A 20,575-nucleotide genomic window follows, 5' to 3' on the forward strand; every position below is an offset into this window, starting at 1 on the left:
TCGGCGCGCCGGAGTGGCGCGCCGAGCCTGACCTGCATGTGGAGGGCTTTATATCAGCTCTCAGTGAAGAAACGCACCCGATTGAGTCGATGACCGCTCGCCTCGAAGCCGAACAATGCGATGGCCGGTTCCCCGCAGACGATGACGCTCGCCGTCACGGTGCGACCGGCAACCAGCATCTTGCTCTTCGTCACGCCGGTGAGCAGAGCGTTGACATCAGCGTTGGACAACTGTGTGCCCGCCGGAAGCTCGACGGGTACCGGCGGCGTCCGGCCGACGGCGGCCGCATCGAGGAACCGCGACGCAGCCTTCTTGCCTTTGTCTCCGACGCCGAAGATGCCGCGTGAGAACCCGAGCGCCCCGCCGATCCCCTGGTTCGAGAGCAGCTGTGGGGTCAACTTCGCGGCCGCCTTCACCCCCGCCACACCAGCAGTAGCGAGCTGGCTCAACATCGTCGCCAATTCCCAATGCGCATAAAGGGTTCCGATCCGCAAGGAATCGGGCTCCCCCACCAAGTCGTAGCGCAAGTGCATCGGAACGTCGAGAACGACTCCGGTCGACATCTCGGTAGCGAGGCTCAGATCGCGCCACACCGTCCGGCCGCACACGATGTCGCGCTCGACATGGAAGGTGATCGAATTGGGGGCGATGAACGTGTCGTAGAAGCTTTCGATCGCCGCCTGACCGTTGTGCGGACGCGAACCAACAGGATCGTTGATCTGCCCCTCGCCGGCAAACAAGGCAACCCACGTCGAGCGGTCATGCGCGCCGACGGCTTTCGGAGATCCCTCCACGACGGCCATCAACTGCTCGCGCGTCACCGGGGCGGTCATGCGCGCATCTCGTATGCACCGTCGTACGCCTTGACCTGCTGCCACACCCGGTCGAAGCGTTCGCCGTCGACCACGGGCTTACGCACCGCGGCCAGTGCCCACTTCTGCTGCTCCGGCGTCGACGACGGCTTTCCGTGCAGTGCGATCGCGCATCCCGAGAAGTCGCGGATCTGGAAGTCGAAGATCTGATCGACAACGTCGGCGTCGAGTCCGGTGATCTCGGCCTGCTCGAGAATCAGATGACCGTAGACGACGAGGGAAAACAGGTGCCCGACGTTGAGCATGAAATCGAGATCCTTCTGCTGCTGCGCGTCCGGCGCTGCGGCAGTGAGCAATTCGGTGAGCGCGATCGCCTGCTCATAGAAACGAGCGACGTTCGGAATCGACGAGTGCTTCTCGTAGACGGGCTTCCACTCGTGGAACTGAATCTTCGCAGCGCCGCGGGTAGGCCCCTGATTCCAGAAGAACTCGTCGTCGGCGGCGTCGTCGCGAGTGACGACCTTCGGGAACTCCGCTGAATTGAACAGATAGTTCGGCAAGAACTTGAGGATCAGACCGACGTTGACGTGGACGGTGCCCTCGAGCTTGGGCAGCGTGCCGATCATCTGCGCGGCCTCGCGGAAGTACGTGGACTTCTCGTAACCCTTGGCCGCGATCACGTCGTGCAGCAACCCGACCACCTTTTCACCTTCGGACGTGACCTTGGCCTTGGTCATCGGGTTGAACAGCAGATAGCGACGGTCCTCGAGGCTGGCACTGCGGAAGTAGTCGACCGCCCGCGCACTGAACTGCTTCATCGCGACCAAACGTGAGTAGGCATCGACAAAGGCGGCGCGAACGTGGGCGAAGTCCGTGACCGGGTTGCCGTAGAGAATTCGATTCTGCGCGTGAGTGATTGCCTCGAAGAACGCATGCTCGGTAATCCCGATGGAGCCTGTGCAGAGGTTGAACTTTCCGACGTTGACCGTGTTGAGTGCGGCCTCGAATGCGGCGACGCCGGTGTGCAGAATGTCTTCCTCACGCACCGGGTAGTCGTCGAGGCGGAAGTTGCTGACGTACATCTGCCCGCGCAGGACGTTGTCCACGAGCTGATAGTTCGGATGTGCACTGTCGGCGACGAAGAACACGTAGCCTTCGGGACCCTCGACATCCGTACGACGCCCGAACACGGACACCATTCCGGCGACATTGCCGTTTCCGATGTAGTACTTTTCGCCGCTCGCGCGGAAGACGACGTCACCGTCGGCGGGAGTCAGAAGCATGTCGGTGGAGTAGACGTCGGCGCCGTGATCGCGCTCGGACAGCCCGAACGCCATGACACCGCCGTCGGCAAGTTCCTGTGCTGCACGCTTCTTCGCAGCGTCGTTGTCACTCATCCAGATCGGTCCGAGTCCGAGGATCGTGACCTGCCACGCGTACCAGTACGCGAGCCCGTAGAAACCGAAGATCTCACTCAAGGCTGCGTTGCGGGCTCCGTCCCAACGACGGTTCTCGTCACCGTCGGCGAATGCCGCCGGAGTCTGGAACGTGGCGAACAACTTCTCCTTGCCGACGAACTCGAGAAAGTCGGAGACCCACACGGCGTCGAGGTCGTCCTGAAGCAGTTGCTTCTTGCCGCGGCTCTCGAACCATTCGATGGTGGCTCGCAGCAACCGGCGGGTCTCCGGATCGAACTGAGCGGGGTCGTAAGTATGGGGGTTGAAGAGCAATCCATCGGTGCCTGACACGTCATTACCTTTCGTCGATGACGCTAAACTACCAGCGGGTAACTTTCCGCGGTGCGATTCATGGAAGACCTGCGATTCTTCGCGAATGCCACAGGTCCATCGGGTTCCACGTACCGGCCCGAGCACGCGTGATCGGGTAGCACGCCAACCCGAGCAACAACGCGGACATGTGGCCGATGGCGGTGAAATTGGTGGCAAAAATCAGAGGTACCCCGTAGAAGAGCAACAAACCCGCGAGGTAGACGTACCGCCACGGATCGACGATGCGGTACACCAGAATCCCCATGACGCCGGCCAGACCGTAGCTCACACCCACGTCGAGAGTATTGACCGCCGACTCCGCCACGTAGCCGTGCCGAATACCTTCGTACAGAACACCTTCGCTGATATACGTGGCTCCGACGTGGGCAATGACGACAACACACAACCACCGCCACGTCCCGAGCCAACGCTCAGCTGTGGCATGAAAGATCGTGAACAGCACCAGGTATCCCAACCATCCGCCACCTTCGAGCCAGAAGGCGCTCGAAAACAGGACTCGTAGCGGGTCTTCGGCGAGGTGATGCAGATTGGTCGAGCGCTTGCCGAGAAATCGTTCCTCGACGTTATCGGGCAGATGCCGCAGGAACAGTGTGGTGAACAGCAAGGCCAACAGCCAGACATACGTACCGGGTGCACTGCGCACCCACCGCCACGCCGCTTTTGCTGCCCCCAGCATCCTCACCGCTTCGAGTCTGCGCTCACTCGTTCACTACTGCAACGGCAAACCCGTCCCACCCCTTCGAACCCACGGTTTGAATGGCAGTGCCGTCGAGCTTCGGTTCGGCCGCGATCATCTCCAACACTGCTCGACTCGCTTTGACGCGCTCGTCGTCGATATCCGGGTTCGACACATGTCCCCCACGCACCACGTTGTCCACGATGATGACGGTTCCGGGATGCGAGAGTGCCAAAGCCCACCGCACGTACTCGGTGTTGTTCTCCTTGTCGGCGTCGATGAAGACCAAGTCGAAAGGTCCCAGCTCCTCCTTCGCGATCGACGGAAGACTGTCGAGCGCCGCGCCGACGCGAATGTCGACCCGGTCAGCCACGCCGGCCCGCTCGATGTTGGACCGCGCGACGTCCGCGTGGGTGGGATCGAATTCCAGCGTGATGACCTGGCCCGAGGGACCGACCGCGCGAGCGAGCCAGATCGTGCTGTATCCGCCGAGCGTTCCGATCTCGAGAACATTGCGCGCCAAGCACATTCGCGCCAGAAGGTTGAGGAGCTTGCCCTGGTTCGGCGCCACGTCGATGGGTGGGAGACCGGCCTCGGAATTGGCGGCGAGAGCCGCGTCGAGAACCGGATCTTCACCTACCAACGTGGAAACGAGATAGCCGTCGACTTCTGCCCAATCCGGTTCGCGTTCCATAGCCACGATTGTGGCAGAAAAGAAGGGCCGCCGCAGACACCTCGGAAGGTGGCTGCGGCGGCCCTGACGACTATTCGAATCAGCCGCGAACTGCGCTGATGATCTCCTCGATCGCCGAGTCGGCGTCGATCTCACGGCTCTCGCCAGTGAAGCGGTCGCGAATTTCGACCTTGCCGTCCGCCCAACCGCGTCCGACGACAACGATCAGTGGAATGCCGATCAGCTCGGAGTCCTTGAACTTCACGCCCGGCGATGCCTTGCGATCGTCGAGGATCACTTCGAGTCCGGCGCGGTCGAGCTCCGCGGCGAGGCCTTCGGCACCGGCGCGAGCAGTCTCGTCCTTGTTCGCGATGACGAGGTAGACATCGGCCGGTGAAACCTCGGCAGGCCAGCGCAGACCCTTTTCGTCGTGATGCTGCTCGGCAATGACAGCCACCAGGCGCGAGACTCCGACGCCGTACGAACCCATGGTCGGGCGGACGGGCTTACCGTTCTCCGCGAGGACGTCGACGGTGAAGACGTCGGTGTACTTGCGGCCGAGCTGGAAGACGTGCCCGATTTCGATACCGCGAGCCGAGACCAGCATGCCGGCTCCATCGGGCGAGGCGTCGCCGTCACGAACCTCGGCGGCTTCGATGGTTCCGTCGGGGGTGAAGTCGCGACCGGCAACGAGGCCGACCACGTGCTTGCCGTCTTCGTCGGCGCCGGTGATCCAGCTCGTGCCGTCGACGACGCGCGGATCGACGAGGTAGCGAACACCGTTGGCCTGCAGCGCCTTCGGACCGATGTAGCCCTTGGCCAGGAAGGGGTTGTTCTTGAAGTCGGTCTCGGTGATCATCACGAACTCAGCCGGCTCCAGCGAAGCTTCGAGGCGCTTTTCGTCGACCTCACGGTCGCCGGGGATGCCGATACCGAGCAGTTCCCATTCGCCGCCGGGCAGGCGCGTCTTGACCATGATGTTCTTGAGAGTGTCGGCGGCGGTGATGGTGCGGCCGAGGTCGGCACCGTTGGCCCAGTCCACCAGGGTGTCGATGGTGGGTGTGTTCGCGGTGTCGTACACCTTGGCTTCGGGCAGTCCGTCGAACGGAATCGAGTCGGGAACGACAGTCTTGACGGCCTCGACGTTGGCGGCGTAGCCGGATTCGAGGCAGCGTACGTACGTGTCTTCGCCGATCTCGCTCTCGGCGAGGAACTCCTCGGACGCACTGCCGCCCATCGCACCGGAGGTAGCCGAGACGATGACGTACTTGACGCCCAAACGCGTGAAGATCTTCTCGTAGGCGCCGCGGTGCGCCTGGTACGACTCCGTCAGGCCTTCGTCGGTGAGGTCGAAGGAGTAGGAATCCTTCATGAGGAACTCGCGACCGCGCAGAATGCCCGCACGCGGACGCTCTTCATCGCGATACTTGGTCTGCACCTGGTACAGGGTGACCGGGAAGTCCTTGTAGGAGTTGTACTCACCCTTGACCGTCAGAGCAAAGAGCTCTTCGTGGGTCGGGCCGAGCATGTAGTCGTTGCCCTTGCGGTCCTTGAGGCGGAACAGGTTGGGGCCATATTCGGTCCAGCGGTTCGACGCTTCGTAGGGATCGCGCGGGAGCAGAGCAGGCAGCAGGATTTCCTGTCCGCCAATGGCATTCATTTCTTCACGGACAACACGCTCTACCTCGCGCAGCACCCGCAGTCCCAGCGGCAACCACGAGTAGACGCCTGGAGCGATACGGCGCACGTAGCCGGCACGTACCAGCAGTTTGTGGCTGGCAACTTCGGCGTCCGAGGGATCGTCACGCAGGGTACGCAGGAACAGGTGGGACAGACGGGTAATCACGAGGTGTAAGGATAGTCGCCGCAGTCGGCCGAGCGGGCCTCGGTACGGTTACAGCGTGCTTGTACTGCTGCCTCCCTCAGAAACCAAGTCCGACGGCGGCAAGGATGCGCCCCTCGATCTGGCCGAACTGTCGATGCCACAGTTGACCGAAACGCGCGAATTGCTGGTTCAGACGCTCGTCGATCTGGCCGCTGACGTCGAGGCGTCGTGCGAAGCGCTCGGCCTTGGTCCGACGCAAGCGGACGAAGTGGAGCGCAACGCCAAGCTGTGGGTGTCCGCAACGCGGCCCGCGCTGCAGCGCTACACCGGGGTGCTCTTCGACGCACTCGACGCCAAGACGTTCACCCGCGCCCAGAAGGCCAAGGCCCTCGATCGGATCGCTATCGGTTCCGCCCTGTTCGGTGCGGTCCGCGCCGGTGATCTGATCCCCGCCTACCGCCTCTCCGGAGGGTCCAAACTGCCCGGGATGGGCACGCTCCGCTCACTGTGGAAGCCGGAACTGCCGAAGGCCCTGGCCGCCGAAGCCGACGGCCTTGTCATCGATCTACGGTCCGGCACCTACCAAGACCTCGGACCGGTTCCGGACGCATTGATAGCCACCGTGCTCACCGAAAAGCCGGACGGCACCCGGACGGTGGTCAGTCACTTCAACAAGCACCACAAGGGTTTGCTCGCCCGTGCACTGGTGGTCTCGCGCGCCGAACCGACCGATATCAAGGGTGTTGCGCGGGTGGCGTCGAAGGCAGGCCTGCGGGTGGAAATCGCGTCGGAGCGTGAACTGATCATCCTGACGGATTGATGGCTTCGTCTATCAAGTGCCGCAGAAGGTTTGGAACGTCTCGCTGAAAGACTGCGGAGCCGCTGCGGTGTAGTCAGCCCACTCGTCGCGTCGGTCGAATGGATGCGTGACCACTTCCAACAGCTTCTCGAATGGAGCGAGGTCACCGTCGGTCGCGGCGCGCAGGGCAGCATCGAGGTGATGATTACGCGGAATGTACAGCGGGTTGACGCGATCCATCGCGCCAGCGGTCTCCACGGCCTCGCGTCCCTGTTCCGTCAGGGCGCCCTGCCACCGCTGCAACCAGGGCGCGATGTGGTCCCGTGGCACGAGGTCGTCGAGGGGCGCCGAATTTCCGCGCAACTCGTCCGCAAGAGCACGGAAACTGCCCGTCCAATCAGCACCGTGTTCCACCAACAATGTCAGCAGATCGTCGACTAGCGCTCGATCGACAAACGGTTGGGCCAGACCGAGCTTTGCCGCCATGCCGGCCGCGTAGTGGCCCTCGTAACGCTCGTCGAAGATGTCGAGAACTGCCGACGCCGCGGAAATCGCATTGTCGGGTGCGGAATCGATCAGCGGCAACAGTGTTTCTGCCAAGCGCGCCAGATTCCACTTCAGTACAGCGGGCTGATTGCCGAACGCATAGCGGCCGCCGTGGTCGATCGAGCTGAACACTGCCGCCGGATCGAACACGTCGAGGAAGGCACACGGACCGTAATCGATGGTCTCCCCCGAAATTGTCGTGTTGTCGGTGTTCATGACCCCGTGAACGAAACCGATGAGCATCCACCTCGCCACCAGTGACGCCTGCGCCTCGACGACCGCCTCGAGGAACCTCAGGTAGCGATTGTGTGTACCCGTTGCCGGCACTTCGGTCAGCTCCGGATAGTGCCGGGCGATCGCGTAATCGGCGAGCGACTGCAAGACCTCGCCCTGCCGGGCCGCGAACTCGAAGGTCCCCACTCGAATATGGCTCGACGCAACCCGTGCAAGCACAGCACCCGGTTCTGCGCCGTTGCGGCGAACGTCTCGGCCCGTCGCCACCACCGACAGCGCGCGCGTAGTGGGGACACCGAGGGCGTACATCGCCTCACTGACCAGATATTCGCGCAGCATCGGCCCTACGACCGCGTACCCGTCGCCGCCCCGAGAGAACGGCGTGCGCCCGGAGCCCTTCAGATGCAAGTCCACTCGCTGCCCGTCACTGGTGACGAGTTCTCCGAGCAACAACGCCCGACCGTCCCCGAGAATTGGTGCGTACCCACCGAACTGATGACCCGCATACGCCATCGCCACCGGAGTGGCCCCGACCGGCACCGTCGACCCGGACAGGACGCCAACCCCGTCCGCACTTCGCAGCGCTGCTACGTCCAATCTCAACGACGCAGCCAGCTGCTCGTTCAGCACGAGCAACTGCGGGTCAGGGGCGGCAGCACCATGCCACGGCACCGTCAGAGCGCCGAGTTCGTCAGCGAAGGTGCTCTCGAGGCCGGCCACTATGGTGACCGTGTCTGCTGTGGATTCCTGGATTGCGGCCATCACACGAGAGTAGTCACCGTGCGATGGACTATCGATCAGCCCTGATCGATGTACGACTCGAGCTGATCGCGTTCGCTCTTGAGCTCGTCGATGCGGCTCTTCACGACGTCACCGATACTCACGATGCCAAGAAGGCTGCCGTCCTCGATGACCGGCAGATGCCGGATTCGACGCTCGGTCATGATCGCGGCAATGCTGTCCACGGCGTCTGCCGGAACGCACGTGTACATCAGGGCAGTCATGACCTCGGAAACCTGGATCCCGAGAAGGTCCGGGCCACGCTCGTGCAGGCGTCGCACAACGTCGCGTTCGGAGATGATGCCGACAACCGCGCCGTCGTCGACGACCACCATGGCTCCGATGTTGTGACGGGCGAGATCGCACAACAACCCGTTGACCGTCGTGTGGGCGTCAATGGTGACGATACTGTTGCCCTTGTTTCGCAATATGTCCGCGATCCGCATCACGGCACCCCGATTCGTCGAGACTCTCGGCACGTCCTGCAACGATCGTATCGGCTAGCGAAGCGGATAAACAGGACTGATCAGGCGATTCCCTGAGCTGCCTTCTCCGCAGCCTGTGCCTGGGCTACCTGAGAAGGTGTGAACCTGATGCACAGCGCCGCGATACCGGCGAACACGGCGCAGACCGCGCAGCCGACAAGTGCGAAGGTGTACCCCTCTCCGAGTGCGATCAATTGCGCCGGATTCATGTCCGCCGCCTTGCCCGAAGTGCCGCCGAGAGAGAGCGTCTTCGACGTCGCCATCGCACCGATCACCGACAGTGCGAGTGGACCACCGAGCGTCTGGGCAACCTGAGAAATGGCGGTCAGTGGACCGATCTCCGTCTCGGGGACACCGGCGATCGCGCACAGCGGCAGTGGCACCATAGCGAGGCCGATACCGAATCCGATACCGATCACGGGCACGAACAAGTTGGCGAGGTAGGTGGAATCGGAATCGAGGGTAGATCCGTAGAGGAGTCCGACGATCATGATCACGACGCCGGTGAGGACCAGCCAACGAGGTTGAACCTTCACTGCGAGCTTGGAAGCAACCGACGCGGCGGCGCCCAATCCGAACGCGAACGGAATGAACGCGATACCGGCACGCAACGGCGAATACTGCATGATGTCTTGCACGAACAGCGCGACGAAGGCCGTCATGCTGAACATCGCGCCACCGACGAAGAAGATGGCGAGGAACGTCGCGACGCGGTTGCGATCGGCGAACAACGAGAACGGCAACAGCGGATTGTCTGCAGTTCGCTCGACGAAGAGGAAGGCGGCGAGGGCCACCAATCCAACAGCCAATGCCCCGATGACGGCGATACTCCCCCATCCCATTTCCGGGCCTTCGGTGAGAGCAAAAACAACACCGGTACAACCGAGGGTCGCGAGAATCGCGCCGGGGACATCCAAAGCCAGACGCGTCTGATTCGTCTCGCGAAGGGCGCGGAACGCCATGCCGACGAGCGCGATACCGATCGGGACGTTGATGAGGAAGATCAGACGCCATGACACCTCGGTCAATGCGCCGCCGATGATCAGACCGGCGATCGATCCGACGCCCGTCATGGCGGCAAAAATCGCGATGGCCTGATTACGAGCCGGACCCGCGGCGAAAGTCGTGGCAACAAGGGCGAAGGCGGTGGGCGACGCCACGGCTGCGCCGACGCCTTGAAGCGCCCGCGCTGCGATCAACATGCCCTCGTTCAGCGCGAGACCACAGAGCAACGACGCCACCGTGAACAGCGAGACTCCTGCGATGAACATCTTCTTGCGCCCGTACGCGTCACCGAGGCGACCACCGAGGAGCATGAGGCCTCCGTACGCAAGCGCATACGAGGTCAACACCCAGTTACGACCACTGTCGCTCAGTCCAAGATCAGACTGCAGAGGAGCCAGCGCGAGGTTCGCGACAGTGCCGTCGAGCACCACCATCATCTGCAAACCACTCAGGACGATGATGGCGAGCCCGATGACTCGAGTCGCTACCGGGGCATTCGCCGAAGCGGTTTCAGATGTTGGGGAATCAGACACAAGACTTCACGTTACCCAGCATCGACAGAAAAGCCCGCGACCGGCCCGATCACGATGATCGCCGGAGGCTTGATCTCCTCGTCCTTGACGCGCTGAGCAACGGTCGCGAGATCGGCACGCACCTCTCGCTGAGTACGAAGTGTGCCCTCTTGGATGACGACGACCGGGGTGGTTGGCGGGCGTCCACCGTCGACGAGCGCCTTGGCAAACTGATCGATGCGCTCCACCGCCATGAGCAGCACGATCGTGCCGCGCAGCTTGGCCAGCGCCGACCAGTCGACCAGCGAATCCGGATGATCCGGCGCCACGTGCCCACTCACGACGACGAACTCGTGTGTGACGCCGCGGTGGGTGACCGGGATGCCTGCGGCCGACGGGACCGAGATCGCGCTCGTGATTCCGGGCACTACGGTCACCGGAACGCCGGCAGCGGCGCACGCTTCGAGTTCTTCGTATCCCCGCCCGAAGACGTACGGGTCACCGCCCTTGAGCCGGACGACGAACTTGCCGGCCTTGGCGTTGTCGATCAGCGCGGCGTTGATGGCCTCCTGTGCCATGGCGCGGCCGTACGGAATCTTCGCGGCGTCGATGACCTCGACGTCTGGACCCAGTTCGGCGAGCAACTCCGGCGGAGCCAATCGGTCGGCGACGACGACGTCGGCGCGAGCGAGCAACCGGCGGCCGCGCACGGTGATCAGATCGGGGTCACCGGGGCCACCACCGACCAGGGCTACACCCGCAGCGGCGGGCTCGGCCGTATCGGCGAGCACGCCCGACTGGAGACCTTCGACAACGGCGGTGCGGACCGCTGCCGAACGACGGTGATCGCCACCGGCCAGAATTCCGATGCTCATGCCGTCGTACTCGGCACTGGCGGGAGTTACTGCGGTGCCGTGCTTCGCGTTGTCGGCGCGCACGCAGAAGATGTGGCGACGCTCCGCTTCGGCGACGATCGCCGCATTGGTTTCCGGTTCGTCGGTCGACGCGATGGCGTACCACGCACCTTCGAGGTCACCATCGGCGTACGGACGCTCTTCGACCGTGATCTGCCCGGCCGTGGCCATGCCTTCGACGGCTGGAGTGAACGCGCGGCTGATGACATGAACACGGGCACCGGATGCAACAAGCAGTCCGAGACGGCGCTGAGCCACCGTGCCACCGCCGAACACGACCACGCGTCGATCGGTCAGGTTGAGGCCGACCAGGTAGTTGGTCTCGTCTGCGGTGGACTCGCTCACTCGCACTCCGTTTCGTCGTCAGAATTGTTCAAGCTGGAGGGAACTTTACGGGCCGCGGCTACGGTCACTCCATCGCTGGCAGTCTTGGTCACTACGAGCTGGCCGCCCCCGGAGGCGAGGATCGCCGCCGCTTCCGCGACGCTTGCCGTCCCGATCGCGTGCTCGACGCGAGTCGACGGTGACGGAACCTGAACTCGCCCAAGTACGTCCGGGGCGAAACTCACAATCGGGACGTTCAGTTCATCGGCCGCTGCCAGCAGAGCCGGAGACTCAGCTTTTGCCGTCGCAGTGGCGAGTACCACGATCTTCCCTCGCAGTACGGCGTTCACCGCAGCGACGATGTCCTTCGCGGTGGCACTCGTCGTGAATCCAACGCCAAGACAGAGGTCACCCTCGGGCGGCATCGACGAACTTCGCGATCGATTCGGGCTGCCCCACCGGATGAGTGTGGAGATACGACGCGTGGACGCCGCCGCGAACAAATCCTTCGCGGACGCTGCCGCCGTCCCAGGGCCGCCAACCCCATGCACTTGCACACCCGTCGGCGTCGGCCGAGACGAGCGAGGTCCGGTGGAACTCGTGGCCGGTGACGCGGGCGCCGGGGTCGAAGAGGCTGGAGTCGCTGATCGCGACCGCTTCCCGGTACCCGAGGGTCAGGCGTTTCCCGAACGTCGCATCCACCCCGACAACACCGGCCATGCTGTGACCGTCCAGGCTGCGAGCAAGGTAGAGCAGACCGGCACACTCCGCATGGATCGGCGCACCGCCGTCCGCCAGGTCACGAACCTGCTGTAGCAGAACGGTATTGGCCGCAAGATCGACCGCGTGCTCTTCCGGGAATCCGCCGGGAAGGACCAGAGCGGCAGTTCCCGCGGGAAGCTCTTCGTGCAACGGATCGAACACCTGGACGTCGGCACCGGCAGCGGTCAGCAGTTCTCGGTGCTCGGCGTAGCCGAAGGTGAAGGCAGGTCCACCAGCCATGGCGACCACAGGTCGAGAGTCGCCGTGTTCGCCGACTTCGGCAACCGGATCCCACACAGCTGAACTCACGTTCGATGCGGCCAGCGCGCGAACAGCGCCGAGATCGACGTGCGAGGCAATCAGGTCGGACATCGCGTCCACCGCGGCCACGGCGGCCGCGCCGTGCTCGGCCGCCGGGATCAACCCGAGATGACGGGAGGGCACTTCGAGTTCCGTCAACCGCGGCACAACTCCGAGCACCGCGACGCCGACCTTGTCGCACGCGTGCCGCAACACCTGTTCGTGGCGAGCACTGCCGACACGATTGAGGATGACGCCGCCGATGCGCACACCCGCGTCGTACGTCGCGAAGCCGTGCAGTACGGCGGCCAGACTCTGACTGTGTCCACGGGCGTCAATCACGAGAACCACCGGCGCACCGAGGATCGACGCGACCTGCGCCGTCGATCCTTCGGCTGACGGCTGCGAGTTGGCCTCGTCGATCTTGCCGTCGAACAAGCCCATGACACCTTCAACCACTGCGATATGGCAGCCGGCGGTTCCATGCCGGTAGAGCGGGCCGATGCGATCCGGGCCCACCAGGACAGTGTCGAGGTTACGTCCAGGTCGCCCCGCGGCGAGCCCGTGATAACCGGGATCGATGTAGTCCGGCCCCACTTTGAAAGGGGCGACACTGCTGCCGGACCGCCGGAGCGCGCCGATCAATCCCGTAGCCACCGTAGTCTTTCCGCTACCCGAGGCAGGGGCTGCAATCACCACGGCCGGTGTGGAAGAACTCACCATTCGATGCCCCGTTGGCCCTTTCGGCCGGCATCCATCGGGTGCTTGATCTTGGTCATCTCCGTCACGAGGTCGGCTGCGTCGATCAACGCCTGCGGGGCGTCGCGTCCCGTGATGACTACGTGCTGGTTGCCCGGACGATCACGCAATGTCTGCACGACCTCGTCGACGTCGACCCAGCCCCACTTGAGCGGATAGGTGAACTCGTCGAGGACATAGAATCGATGTTCCTCGCCTGCAAGCCTTCTCGCGATCTCCTGCCATCCCTCAGCGGCGGCAGCGGCATGGTCTTCTTCGCTACCGGCCTTGCGTGTCCACGACCAGCCTTCGCCCATCTTGTGCCACTGCACCGGCCCACCGACGCCGGTTTCGTCGTGCAAGTTTCCGAGCGCGCGGAATGCGGCTTCCTCACCGACCTTCCACTTGGCACTCTTCACGAATTGGAAGACGCCGATGTCGAACCCCTGGTTCCAGGCGCGCAGCGCCATGCCGAAAGCGGCAGTGGACTTACCCTTTCCAGGGCCGGTGTGCACGGCGAGCACCGGTGCGTTACGACGCTGACGCGTGGTCAGACCGTCGTCGGGAACTGTCTCGGGAACACCCTTGGGCATCGTGAACTCCTGAGCTGGGATCTAGGCTGCGGCGCGGACGACACCCGCGACCTGCTGCGCTGACAATTCGGCTAGGCGGACGTAACCGCCACGTAGTTCTCGGGCCAACTCGGCCGCCAACCCCAGACGAACGAGGCCGGTCTCGCAGTCGACGACGATGGACGCAACGGACGCATCGGCAAGAAGATGCGCGGCGACGCGGGCGCGATGCAGCGCGTCCTTGCCACCGGTAGCTCGGCCGTCGGTGAGCGTGACGACGAGGGCGCGGCGCTGTGGGTCACGAAGGCGCTCACGCAGAACCACCTCGCGGGCACGCAGGAATCCTTCTGCGAGTGGGGATTTGCCGCCGGTACGCATGGACTGCAGACGGCGAACGGCGATGTCCACCGAAGACGTCGGCGGCAGTACGAGCTCCGCTTCGCGGCCGCGAACAGTGATGACGGCGACCTTGTCGCGGCGCTGGTAGGCGTCGCGGAGCAGCGAGACGACGGCACCGGTGACCGCGGAGAGCCGATCGCGTGCTGCCATCGACCCCGAGGCGTCGACAACAAAGACGATCAGATTGCCTTCTCGCCCTTCACGAATCGCGCCGCGAAGATCATCCGGTGCCAGTCGCAGCCGCCCCGTAGTACGACCGCGCGCAACTTGGGACTCGGCTGCGGCGAAGACCGTGCTCGTCAAATGCAACCCGTGCCCACGCTCCCGGGTGGATCGCACAACCCGTCCGCGGGACGACATGGATCGCGAGCGGCGTCCCGGTGCACCTTCACCGACTCCCGGAACCTCGAGGAGCTTGGCCTTGAATTCGCCGGCCGGTGGTGCCGAGGGTCGATCAGTGGCGCGCACTCCCCCACCTGGCCCGTCAGGGTCTTCCGGGCCGTCATCGTCCGGCCCCTCATCGCCTGGTCCCCCATCACCGGAGCCGCCATCTTCGGGGCCACGACCGTCGGGATTCTCGGGAGGTTCGGGCTCCCCGTCACGCGCGTCGTCCTCGACCTGCGACTGGGCATCCTGATCAGCCTGCTCGAGTGCATCGTCCAACTGCTGCTGATCCAAGCCGGGCTCGTCGAACGGGTCACGGCGGCGGCGATGCGGCAGCGTCAGTTCTGCCGCCACTCGCACGTCCTCCGCAGTGACCTCACTGTCGCCTCGCCACGCGGCGTGGGCGGTCGCGGTGCGCGCGAGCACCAAGTCAGCGCGCATTCCGTCGACGTCGAACGACGCACACAGTGAGGCGATACGACGAAGCTCCCGATTGCTCAACTCAACGGAGTCCAGTTTCTCACGCGCCGTGAGGATTTCGGCTGCCAACTCTTGATCGGCTGATTCGTACCGAGCGACAAACGCCTCGGGGTCGCGCTCGTAGTCGAGGCGGCGACGCACCACTTCCATGCGAACGTCGACGTCGCGAGAAGCTGCGACATCGACCGCCAGACCGAAACGGTCCAACAACTGTGGACGCAGTTCTCCCTCTTCGGGATTCATCGTGCCGACGAGTACGAACTTGGCCGGATGCGAATGGGAGATGCCGTCACGCTCGATGTGAACCCGGCCCATCGCCGCGGCGTCGAGAAGCACGTCGACCAGGTGGTCGTGAAGCAGATTCACCTCGTCGACGTACAGAACACCCTGGTGAGCAGCGGCGAGCAGTCCAGGTTGGAATGCGCGCTCACCGTCACGCAGAACCTTCTCCAAGTCGATCGAACCGATCACCCGGTCTTCGGTGGCGCCGACAGGCAGTTCCACCAAGCGGGCCGGTCGTGTCGTTCCGGCGTCGTCGACTGCGGGCAGCAGCGCAGTCAGCGCGCGCACGACCGTCGACTTGGCAGTTCCCTTCTCACCGCGGACCAGAACTCCACCGATCCCCGGATGTACCGCACACAGGATCAGCGCCAATCGCAATTGATCCTGGCCGACCACAGCACTGAACGGGAAGCCCGCCACTGGTCGATCTTCTTCACTTCGCACGTCGATATCCCTCCACCTCTCGGTTTCCTCGCCGAGAATTTGGCTGCACTCGAATGCCGCGGCAACCTGGCTGAGATCTCCCGGACGATCGGTAGAGGAGAGATCTTTCACAGTGGCGGGACCGCGCCTGAATCGAACAGGACTTCCCCGCGAACATTCGGTATCGAAAAAACCCTAGTCGGCTCACTTTCCCATGAGCCGACCAGGGTCAAATCTCGAACAAACTAGCTGACAGCCACGAATGGCTCTCCCCCACCACGACGCATCGGGGTGTGCGGGATGCCGTCTTCGATGAACTCTTCGCCGTCAGCCTTGAATCCGTGCTTGGCGTACATCTCGACCAGGTAGGTCTGCGCATTGATCCGGCACGGCGCTTCGCCGACCTCCGCCAGTGCGGCCTGCAGGAGGCGGGTCGTGTGACCCTGTCCACGAGCCTGACGCGAGGTGCAGAGACGCCCGATTCGGAAGCTCTTGTTTCCGTCGTCGTGCTCTTCGAGCAGACGGAGCGTGCACACCACTTGGCCGTCCTGTTCGAGCCAGAAGTGGCGTGTTTCCGTCAGCAGGTCCCGCCCATCCAACTCGGGATACGGGCAGGCCTGCTCGACGACAAAGACCTCCACTCGAAGCTTCAACAACTCGTAGAACGTCTTGTTGTCGAGATCGAGTGCCCATGAACGCTTCAAAGCTGCTGTTGCCGTCATGGGTTGGACTATCACACAGTCGCGGCGGTATCCGCGACCGGAACGGATTCGGAAACGCCGGCGGAATCGAGCTCGAGGACCTTCGAGGACCAATCCCACACCTGGTTGAACAGGCCCTCGTTGTCGGTGAGCTTGACGCCGATGGACGGGACCATCTCACGAAGCTTGCCCTTCCAACCCTGGAACTCGGTCGGGAAGCAGCGCTCGAGGACGTCCAGCATCGCCGGGACGGCCGTCGACGCACCGGGCGAAGCACCGAGCAGACCGGCGATGGAACCGTCCTCAGCGGCGACCACAGCGGTGCCGAATTCGAGAACACCACCCTTACCCTTGGCCCGGCGGATCACCTGGACGCGCTGGCCGGCGGTGATGAGTTCCCAGTCCTGGGCCTGCGCCTTGGGCGCGAATTCACGCAGATCCCAGATACGCCCGGCTTCGTTCTTGGCGAGTTCGCTGACCAGGTACTTGACCAGGCCGAGCTCGCTGACACCGACGCCGAGCATCGAGAGGATGTTGTTGGGCTTGACCGAGCCGGGCAAGTCAGTGACGCGACCCTGCTTGAGGAACTTCGGCGACCATCCGGCGTAGGGGCCGAACAGCAGTCCCGGCTTGTTGCCGATGACGCGGGTATCGAGGTGCGGCACCGACATGGGCGGGGCGCCGACAGCAGCCTTGCCGTAGACCTTGGCGCTGTGCTGGTCGATGAGTTCGGGGTTGGTGCAGCGCAGGAAAGCGCCGCTGACCGGGAAGCCGCCGAAGCCCTTGGCTTCCTTGATGCCCGACTTCTGCAGCAGGTGCAGGGCGCCGCCACCGGCACCGACGAACACGAAGCGCGAGCGCACGGTGCGCTTTTCACCTGTACGACGGTTGGTGACCTTGACGGTCCAGGACTTGTCCGAATTCTGGGTCAGGTTGGTGACCTCGTGGCCGAAGTACATCTTGCCGCCGGTCTTACCGATGTAGCCGATGAGCTGCTTGGTGAGCGCTCCGAAATCGACGTCGGTGCCGTCCTGGCTCCAGTTCAGCGCGATGGGATCGGAGAAGTCGCGTCCCTTGGCCATCAGCGGCAGACGCTCACTGAACTCGGCCGGATCGTCGATGTACTCCATACCGCGGAAGAGCGTGTGGCCGGCAAGTGCGTCGTAGCGAGCACGCAGGTACTTGGCGTTGGCCTCACCGTGAACGAAGCTCACATGTGCGATGGGGTTGATGAATTCCTTGGGCTGAGTCAGGACGCCCTGCTCGACCGCGTGTGCCCAGAACTGGCGAGACACCTGGAACTGCTCGTTGACGTTGACGGCCTTCTTGATGTCGACCGTGCCGTCCGAGTTCTCCGGGGTGTAATTGAGCTCACACAGGGCGGAGTGACCGGTTCCCGCGTTGTTCCAGGGGTCGCTGCTCTCGGCTGCGACGGCATCGAGCCGCTCGAAGGTCGAGATCGACCAATCGGGCTGCAGCTGGCGCAGCAATGCGCCCAGCGTGGCACTCATGATGCCTGCGCCCACGAGCACTACATCCGTCTTCGTCTCTACCGCGTTCTGATTCGACACTGGAGAATCGACTTCCTTGTCATTAGCCGTGCGCGCATCCGCCTGCTGTGTTACGCCGAATAGGTTACCCGTGCGTACACGCGCGGTTCACCACCCCCAATTGTGCTCTACAACGCGGACTCGAAACGACCATTAGATTGTGATTTGTGACTACTTGGGTTCCAGACGTCCTCGGTGACGGATATCAGCAGCTGACGATCCCGCTCGGAACGGATCCGGACGGCGAAGGCGAGGTGGACGCAACACTGGTCCGCTACCAACCGCAGAAGGAGGCGGTGAAGACGCACCGTGCCGTTTTGTACGTGCACGGTTTCACCGATTACTTCTTCCAGAAGCACCTTGCCGAGCACTTTGCCGAGCAGGGCTACGCCTTCTTTGCACTCGACCTGCGTAAGTGCGGCCGGTCCCTCAAGCCGGGACACACAGCGCACTACGTCTCCGACCTCGCGCTCTACGACGCCGAACTGAACGAGGCGCTGCGCATCGTCCGCAACGAGACCGACGGCAGCGAGGTGCTGCCGATGGCGCACTCCACTGGTGGTCTGATCGTTCCACTGTGGCTGAACCGCTTGCAGCGCAAGCCCGGTGGCAGCACTGGCGCCGGAATCTGCGGTCTCGTCCTCAACAGCCCGTGGTTCGACCTTCAGGGACCTTCGGTCGTTCGCAACGTCGGCACCACCGCTATCGACGCCCTCGGTCGGGTCTCGGCAAAGACCGTGATCCCCGGCACCGGGCTACCGACTTACGGTTCCAGTCTTCACGTTTCGGCCAACGGAGTCTGGGATTACAACCTCGACTGGAAGCCACTGGCCGGCTGCCCCGTCACCTTCGGCTGGATGCGGGCCGTCCGAGCGGGTCACGCAAAACTGCACCGCGGCCTCGACATCGGAGTGCCTGCGCTGATTCTGCGCTCGAAGAAGTCGCAGTTCGCGAAGGCGTACAACCCGAGCGTCGACCTCGCCGATTCCGTGCTCGACGTCAAGCAGATCGCACGTTGGGCCGGTTGCCTCGGCGATCGAACCAGCATCGTCCCGATCGACGGCGCCCGTCACGACGTGTTCCTTTCGACCGAGAAGCCCTTGGCCACAGCCTTTTCCGAACTCGACCTGTGGTTGGAGTGGCTCGACGGCCACCTCACCCCGGCCGCAGAAAGTTCGGCAAGCACAGCAAGCAACACACAGGAGATCGCGCAGTGACGCACTACGACCTTGCAATCATCGGCAGCGGATCCGGAAACTCGCTGCCCGACGAGCGGTTCGACGGCAAGAAGATCGCAATCCTCGAAGAGGGCACCTTCGGCGGAACGTGCCTCAATGTCGGGTGCATCCCGACCAAAATGTTCGTCTACGCCGCCGAGGTGGCACGCACCGTCACCACTGCCGAGAAGTACGGCGTCGACGCCACGCTCGACGGCGTCCGTTGGTCCGACATCGTCAAGCGCGTCTTCGGCCGCATCGATCCCATTTCCGCAGGTGGTGAGCGGTACCGCAGCGAAGACAGTCCCAACACCACCGTCTACCGCGGCCACGCCACGTTCACCGGCGACAAGACGATCGACACCGGAACCGGTGAGACGATCACCGCTGACCAGGTGGTCATCGCAGCCGGTTCGCGTCCGATCATCCCGGACGAGATCGCGTCGAGTGGTGTGAAGTACTACACCAACGAAGACATCATGCGACTGCCCGAACTTCCCGAGCACCTCGTGATCGTCGGCTCCGGATTCATTGCCACCGAGTTCGCACACGTGTTCTCCGCGTTGGGTTCTCGCGTGTCGATCATCGGTCGCAGCCAGAGACTGCTGCGGCACCTCGACGACGAGATCTCCGAGCGCTTCACCGAGTTGGCCGAACAGAAGTGGGACGTCCATCTGGGCTCCCCTCTCACGTCGGTACGCGACGACGGCGACAACATCGCCGTCGAACTGGCAAATGGCACAGTCGTTTCCGGTGACGTCCTCCTCGTCGCGGTGGGCCGCCAGCCCAACGGCGATCTACTCGGTCTCGACACGGCCGGCGTCGAACTCGACGACAAGGGCTCGATCGTGGTCGACGAATACCAGCGCACCACCGCAGAGGGCGTCTTCGCGCTCGGTGACGTCTCGTCGCCGTACCAACTCAAGCACGTCGCCAATCATGAAGCGCGAGTCGTTCAGCACAACCTGCTTCAGGATGCGTGGAAAGACACGTCCGGACTTCGTAGCACCGACCACCGCTTCGTACCCGCCGCAGTGTTCACCGACCCGCAGATCGCCGATGTCGGCATGACGGAGAAGCAGGCCCGCGACGCCGGACTCGACATCGCCGTCAAGGTGCAGGCATACGGAGACGTGGCGTACGGGTGGGCGATGGAGGATCAGGAGGGTGTCTGCAAGGTGATCGCCGAGCGCGGCACCGGACGCATTCTCGGTGCCCACGTCATGGGCACGCAGGCCCCGACGGTGATCCAACCGCTCATCCAGGCGATGAGCTTCGGTTTGTCGGCTCAGGACATGGCGCGCGGCCAGTACTGGATCCACCCGGCCCTGGCCGAAGTAGTCGAGAACGCGCTGCTCGGCCTCGACATCTGAGCCCCCGCAACCCGTACGA

The 20,575-nt window shown here is 63.6% G+C and carries 18 protein-coding genes; 3 read left to right on the forward strand and 15 right to left on the reverse strand.

Annotation, left to right across the window (positions count from 1 at the left end):
• Positions 1-53 precede the first annotated feature (53 nt).
• The 5 genes from R4P65_RS19675 to R4P65_RS19695 all read right to left on the reverse strand — a co-directional run bounded on the left by R4P65_RS19675 (position 54) and on the right by R4P65_RS19695 (position 5,797).
• Positions 54-833, reverse strand: coding sequence for a nuclear transport factor 2 family protein (locus tag R4P65_RS19675; protein WP_317827811.1), 780 nt, complete (start codon positions 831-833; stop codon positions 54-56).
• Entirely contained in the window at positions 830-2,560 is a 1,731-nt protein-coding gene (locus R4P65_RS19680; RefSeq protein WP_317827812.1) for an acyl-CoA dehydrogenase, read from the reverse strand. Before R4P65_RS19680 ends, R4P65_RS19675 begins: the two co-directional genes overlap by 4 nt.
• 58 nt (positions 2,561-2,618) lie before the next feature.
• Positions 2,619-3,278: a rhomboid-like protein gene (locus R4P65_RS19685; protein ID WP_003942804.1), complete on the reverse strand. Its 660-nt coding sequence runs from the start codon at positions 3,276-3,278 to the stop codon at positions 2,619-2,621.
• 22 nt (positions 3,279-3,300) lie between these two features.
• A complete protein-coding gene (locus R4P65_RS19690) occupies positions 3,301-3,972 on the reverse strand; it encodes an O-methyltransferase (RefSeq protein WP_230813022.1) in 672 nt (223 codons plus the stop codon).
• Between the two features lie 79 nt (positions 3,973-4,051).
• On the reverse strand, positions 4,052-5,797 hold the full coding sequence (locus R4P65_RS19695) for a proline--tRNA ligase (protein ID WP_317827813.1): 1,746 nt from the start codon (positions 5,795-5,797) through the stop codon (positions 4,052-4,054).
• A 55-nt stretch (positions 5,798-5,852) separates the two neighbouring features.
• On the opposite strand from R4P65_RS19695, the gene yaaA reads away from it, so the two are divergent.
• Complete coding sequence (gene yaaA, locus R4P65_RS19700) at positions 5,853-6,596, forward strand: peroxide stress protein YaaA (RefSeq protein WP_317827814.1); 744 nt, start codon at positions 5,853-5,855, stop codon at positions 6,594-6,596.
• A 12-nt stretch (positions 6,597-6,608) separates the two neighbouring features.
• Here yaaA and R4P65_RS19705 read toward each other — a convergent pair whose 3' ends face one another.
• The 10 genes from R4P65_RS19705 to mqo form a co-directional block, all read right to left on the reverse strand.
• Positions 6,609-8,117, reverse strand: coding sequence for a protein adenylyltransferase SelO (locus R4P65_RS19705; RefSeq protein ID WP_317827815.1), 1,509 nt, complete (start codon positions 8,115-8,117; stop codon positions 6,609-6,611).
• Between the two features lie 35 nt (positions 8,118-8,152).
• Positions 8,153-8,581 (reverse strand): CBS domain-containing protein, encoded by a 429-nt coding sequence (locus R4P65_RS19710; RefSeq protein WP_317827816.1) that lies wholly within the window; start codon positions 8,579-8,581, stop codon positions 8,153-8,155.
• 80 nt (positions 8,582-8,661) lie between these two features.
• Positions 8,662-10,158, reverse strand: a complete 1,497-nt coding sequence (locus tag R4P65_RS19715; protein ID WP_411742561.1) for an MFS transporter — start codon at positions 10,156-10,158, stop codon at positions 8,662-8,664.
• 11 nt (positions 10,159-10,169) lie between these two features.
• Positions 10,170-11,396, reverse strand: coding sequence for a uroporphyrinogen-III C-methyltransferase (gene cobA / locus R4P65_RS19720; protein ID WP_317827817.1), 1,227 nt, complete (start codon positions 11,394-11,396; stop codon positions 10,170-10,172).
• Positions 11,393-11,800 (reverse strand): cobalamin biosynthesis protein, encoded by a 408-nt coding sequence (locus R4P65_RS19725; RefSeq protein ID WP_317827818.1) that lies wholly within the window; start codon positions 11,798-11,800, stop codon positions 11,393-11,395. Before R4P65_RS19725 ends, cobA begins: the two co-directional genes overlap by 4 nt.
• A complete protein-coding gene (locus R4P65_RS19730) occupies positions 11,784-13,160 on the reverse strand; it encodes a cobyrinate a,c-diamide synthase (RefSeq protein WP_317827819.1) in 1,377 nt (458 codons plus the stop codon). Before R4P65_RS19730 ends, R4P65_RS19725 begins: the two co-directional genes overlap by 17 nt.
• The gene (gene cobO / locus R4P65_RS19735) at positions 13,154-13,768 is read right to left on the reverse strand and encodes a cob(I)yrinic acid a,c-diamide adenosyltransferase (protein WP_019748043.1); all 615 of its coding nucleotides are present in this window, start codon (positions 13,766-13,768) and stop codon (positions 13,154-13,156) included. Before cobO ends, R4P65_RS19730 begins: the two co-directional genes overlap by 7 nt.
• Before the next feature lie 21 nt (positions 13,769-13,789).
• Positions 13,790-15,736, reverse strand: coding sequence for a magnesium chelatase subunit D family protein (locus R4P65_RS19740; RefSeq protein ID WP_230813014.1), 1,947 nt, complete (start codon positions 15,734-15,736; stop codon positions 13,790-13,792).
• 224 nt (positions 15,737-15,960) lie between these two features.
• Positions 15,961-16,437 carry a GNAT family N-acetyltransferase gene (locus R4P65_RS19745; protein WP_003942808.1) on the reverse strand — a complete coding sequence of 159 codons (477 nt, stop codon included), beginning with the start codon at positions 16,435-16,437 and terminating at the stop codon, positions 15,961-15,963.
• Positions 16,438-16,448: 11 nt separating this feature from the next.
• Positions 16,449-17,987 carry a malate dehydrogenase (quinone) gene (gene mqo, locus R4P65_RS19750; RefSeq protein ID WP_269590692.1) on the reverse strand — a complete coding sequence of 513 codons (1,539 nt, stop codon included), beginning with the start codon at positions 17,985-17,987 and terminating at the stop codon, positions 16,449-16,451.
• Between the two features lie 146 nt (positions 17,988-18,133).
• Between mqo and R4P65_RS19755 the strand changes: the two genes are divergently transcribed.
• Positions 18,134-19,183, forward strand: coding sequence for an alpha/beta hydrolase (locus R4P65_RS19755; RefSeq protein ID WP_317827820.1), 1,050 nt, complete (start codon positions 18,134-18,136; stop codon positions 19,181-19,183).
• Positions 19,180-20,556 (forward strand): mycothione reductase, encoded by a 1,377-nt coding sequence (mtr, locus tag R4P65_RS19760; protein ID WP_317827821.1) that lies wholly within the window; start codon positions 19,180-19,182, stop codon positions 20,554-20,556. The genes R4P65_RS19755 and mtr overlap by 4 nt, the downstream gene beginning before the upstream one ends.
• Positions 20,557-20,575 lie beyond the last annotated feature (19 nt).

Origin of the sequence: Rhodococcus sp. IEGM 1318 (assembly GCF_033142465.1) — a bacterium.
In the GTDB taxonomy this organism is placed as follows: domain Bacteria; phylum Actinomycetota; class Actinomycetes; order Mycobacteriales; family Mycobacteriaceae; genus Rhodococcus_F; species Rhodococcus_F qingshengii_B.

Excerpts from the sequence above, each read along its gene's own strand:
- R4P65_RS19675 (WP_317827811.1), bottom strand. The coding sequence starts at position 833 with ATGACCGCCCCGGTGACGCGCGAGCAGTTGATGGCCGTCGTGGAGGGA.
- R4P65_RS19685 (WP_003942804.1), bottom strand. The coding sequence starts at position 3,278 with ATGCTGGGGGCAGCAAAAGCGGCGTGGCGGTGGGTGCGCAGTGCACCC.
- R4P65_RS19690 (WP_230813022.1), bottom strand. The coding sequence starts at position 3,972 with ATGGAACGCGAACCGGATTGGGCAGAAGTCGACGGCTATCTCGTTTCC.
- R4P65_RS19705 (WP_317827815.1), bottom strand. The coding sequence starts at position 8,117 with ATGGCCGCAATCCAGGAATCCACAGCAGACACGGTCACCATAGTGGCC.
- R4P65_RS19710 (WP_317827816.1), bottom strand. The coding sequence starts at position 8,581 with ATGCGGATCGCGGACATATTGCGAAACAAGGGCAACAGTATCGTCACC.
- R4P65_RS19725 (WP_317827818.1), bottom strand. The coding sequence starts at position 11,800 with ATGCCGCCCGAGGGTGACCTCTGTCTTGGCGTTGGATTCACGACGAGT.
- R4P65_RS19730 (WP_317827819.1), bottom strand. The coding sequence starts at position 13,160 with ATGGTGAGTTCTTCCACACCGGCCGTGGTGATTGCAGCCCCTGCCTCG.
- cobO (WP_019748043.1), bottom strand. The coding sequence starts at position 13,768 with ATGCCCAAGGGTGTTCCCGAGACAGTTCCCGACGACGGTCTGACCACG.
- R4P65_RS19745 (WP_003942808.1), bottom strand. The coding sequence starts at position 16,437 with ATGACGGCAACAGCAGCTTTGAAGCGTTCATGGGCACTCGATCTCGAC.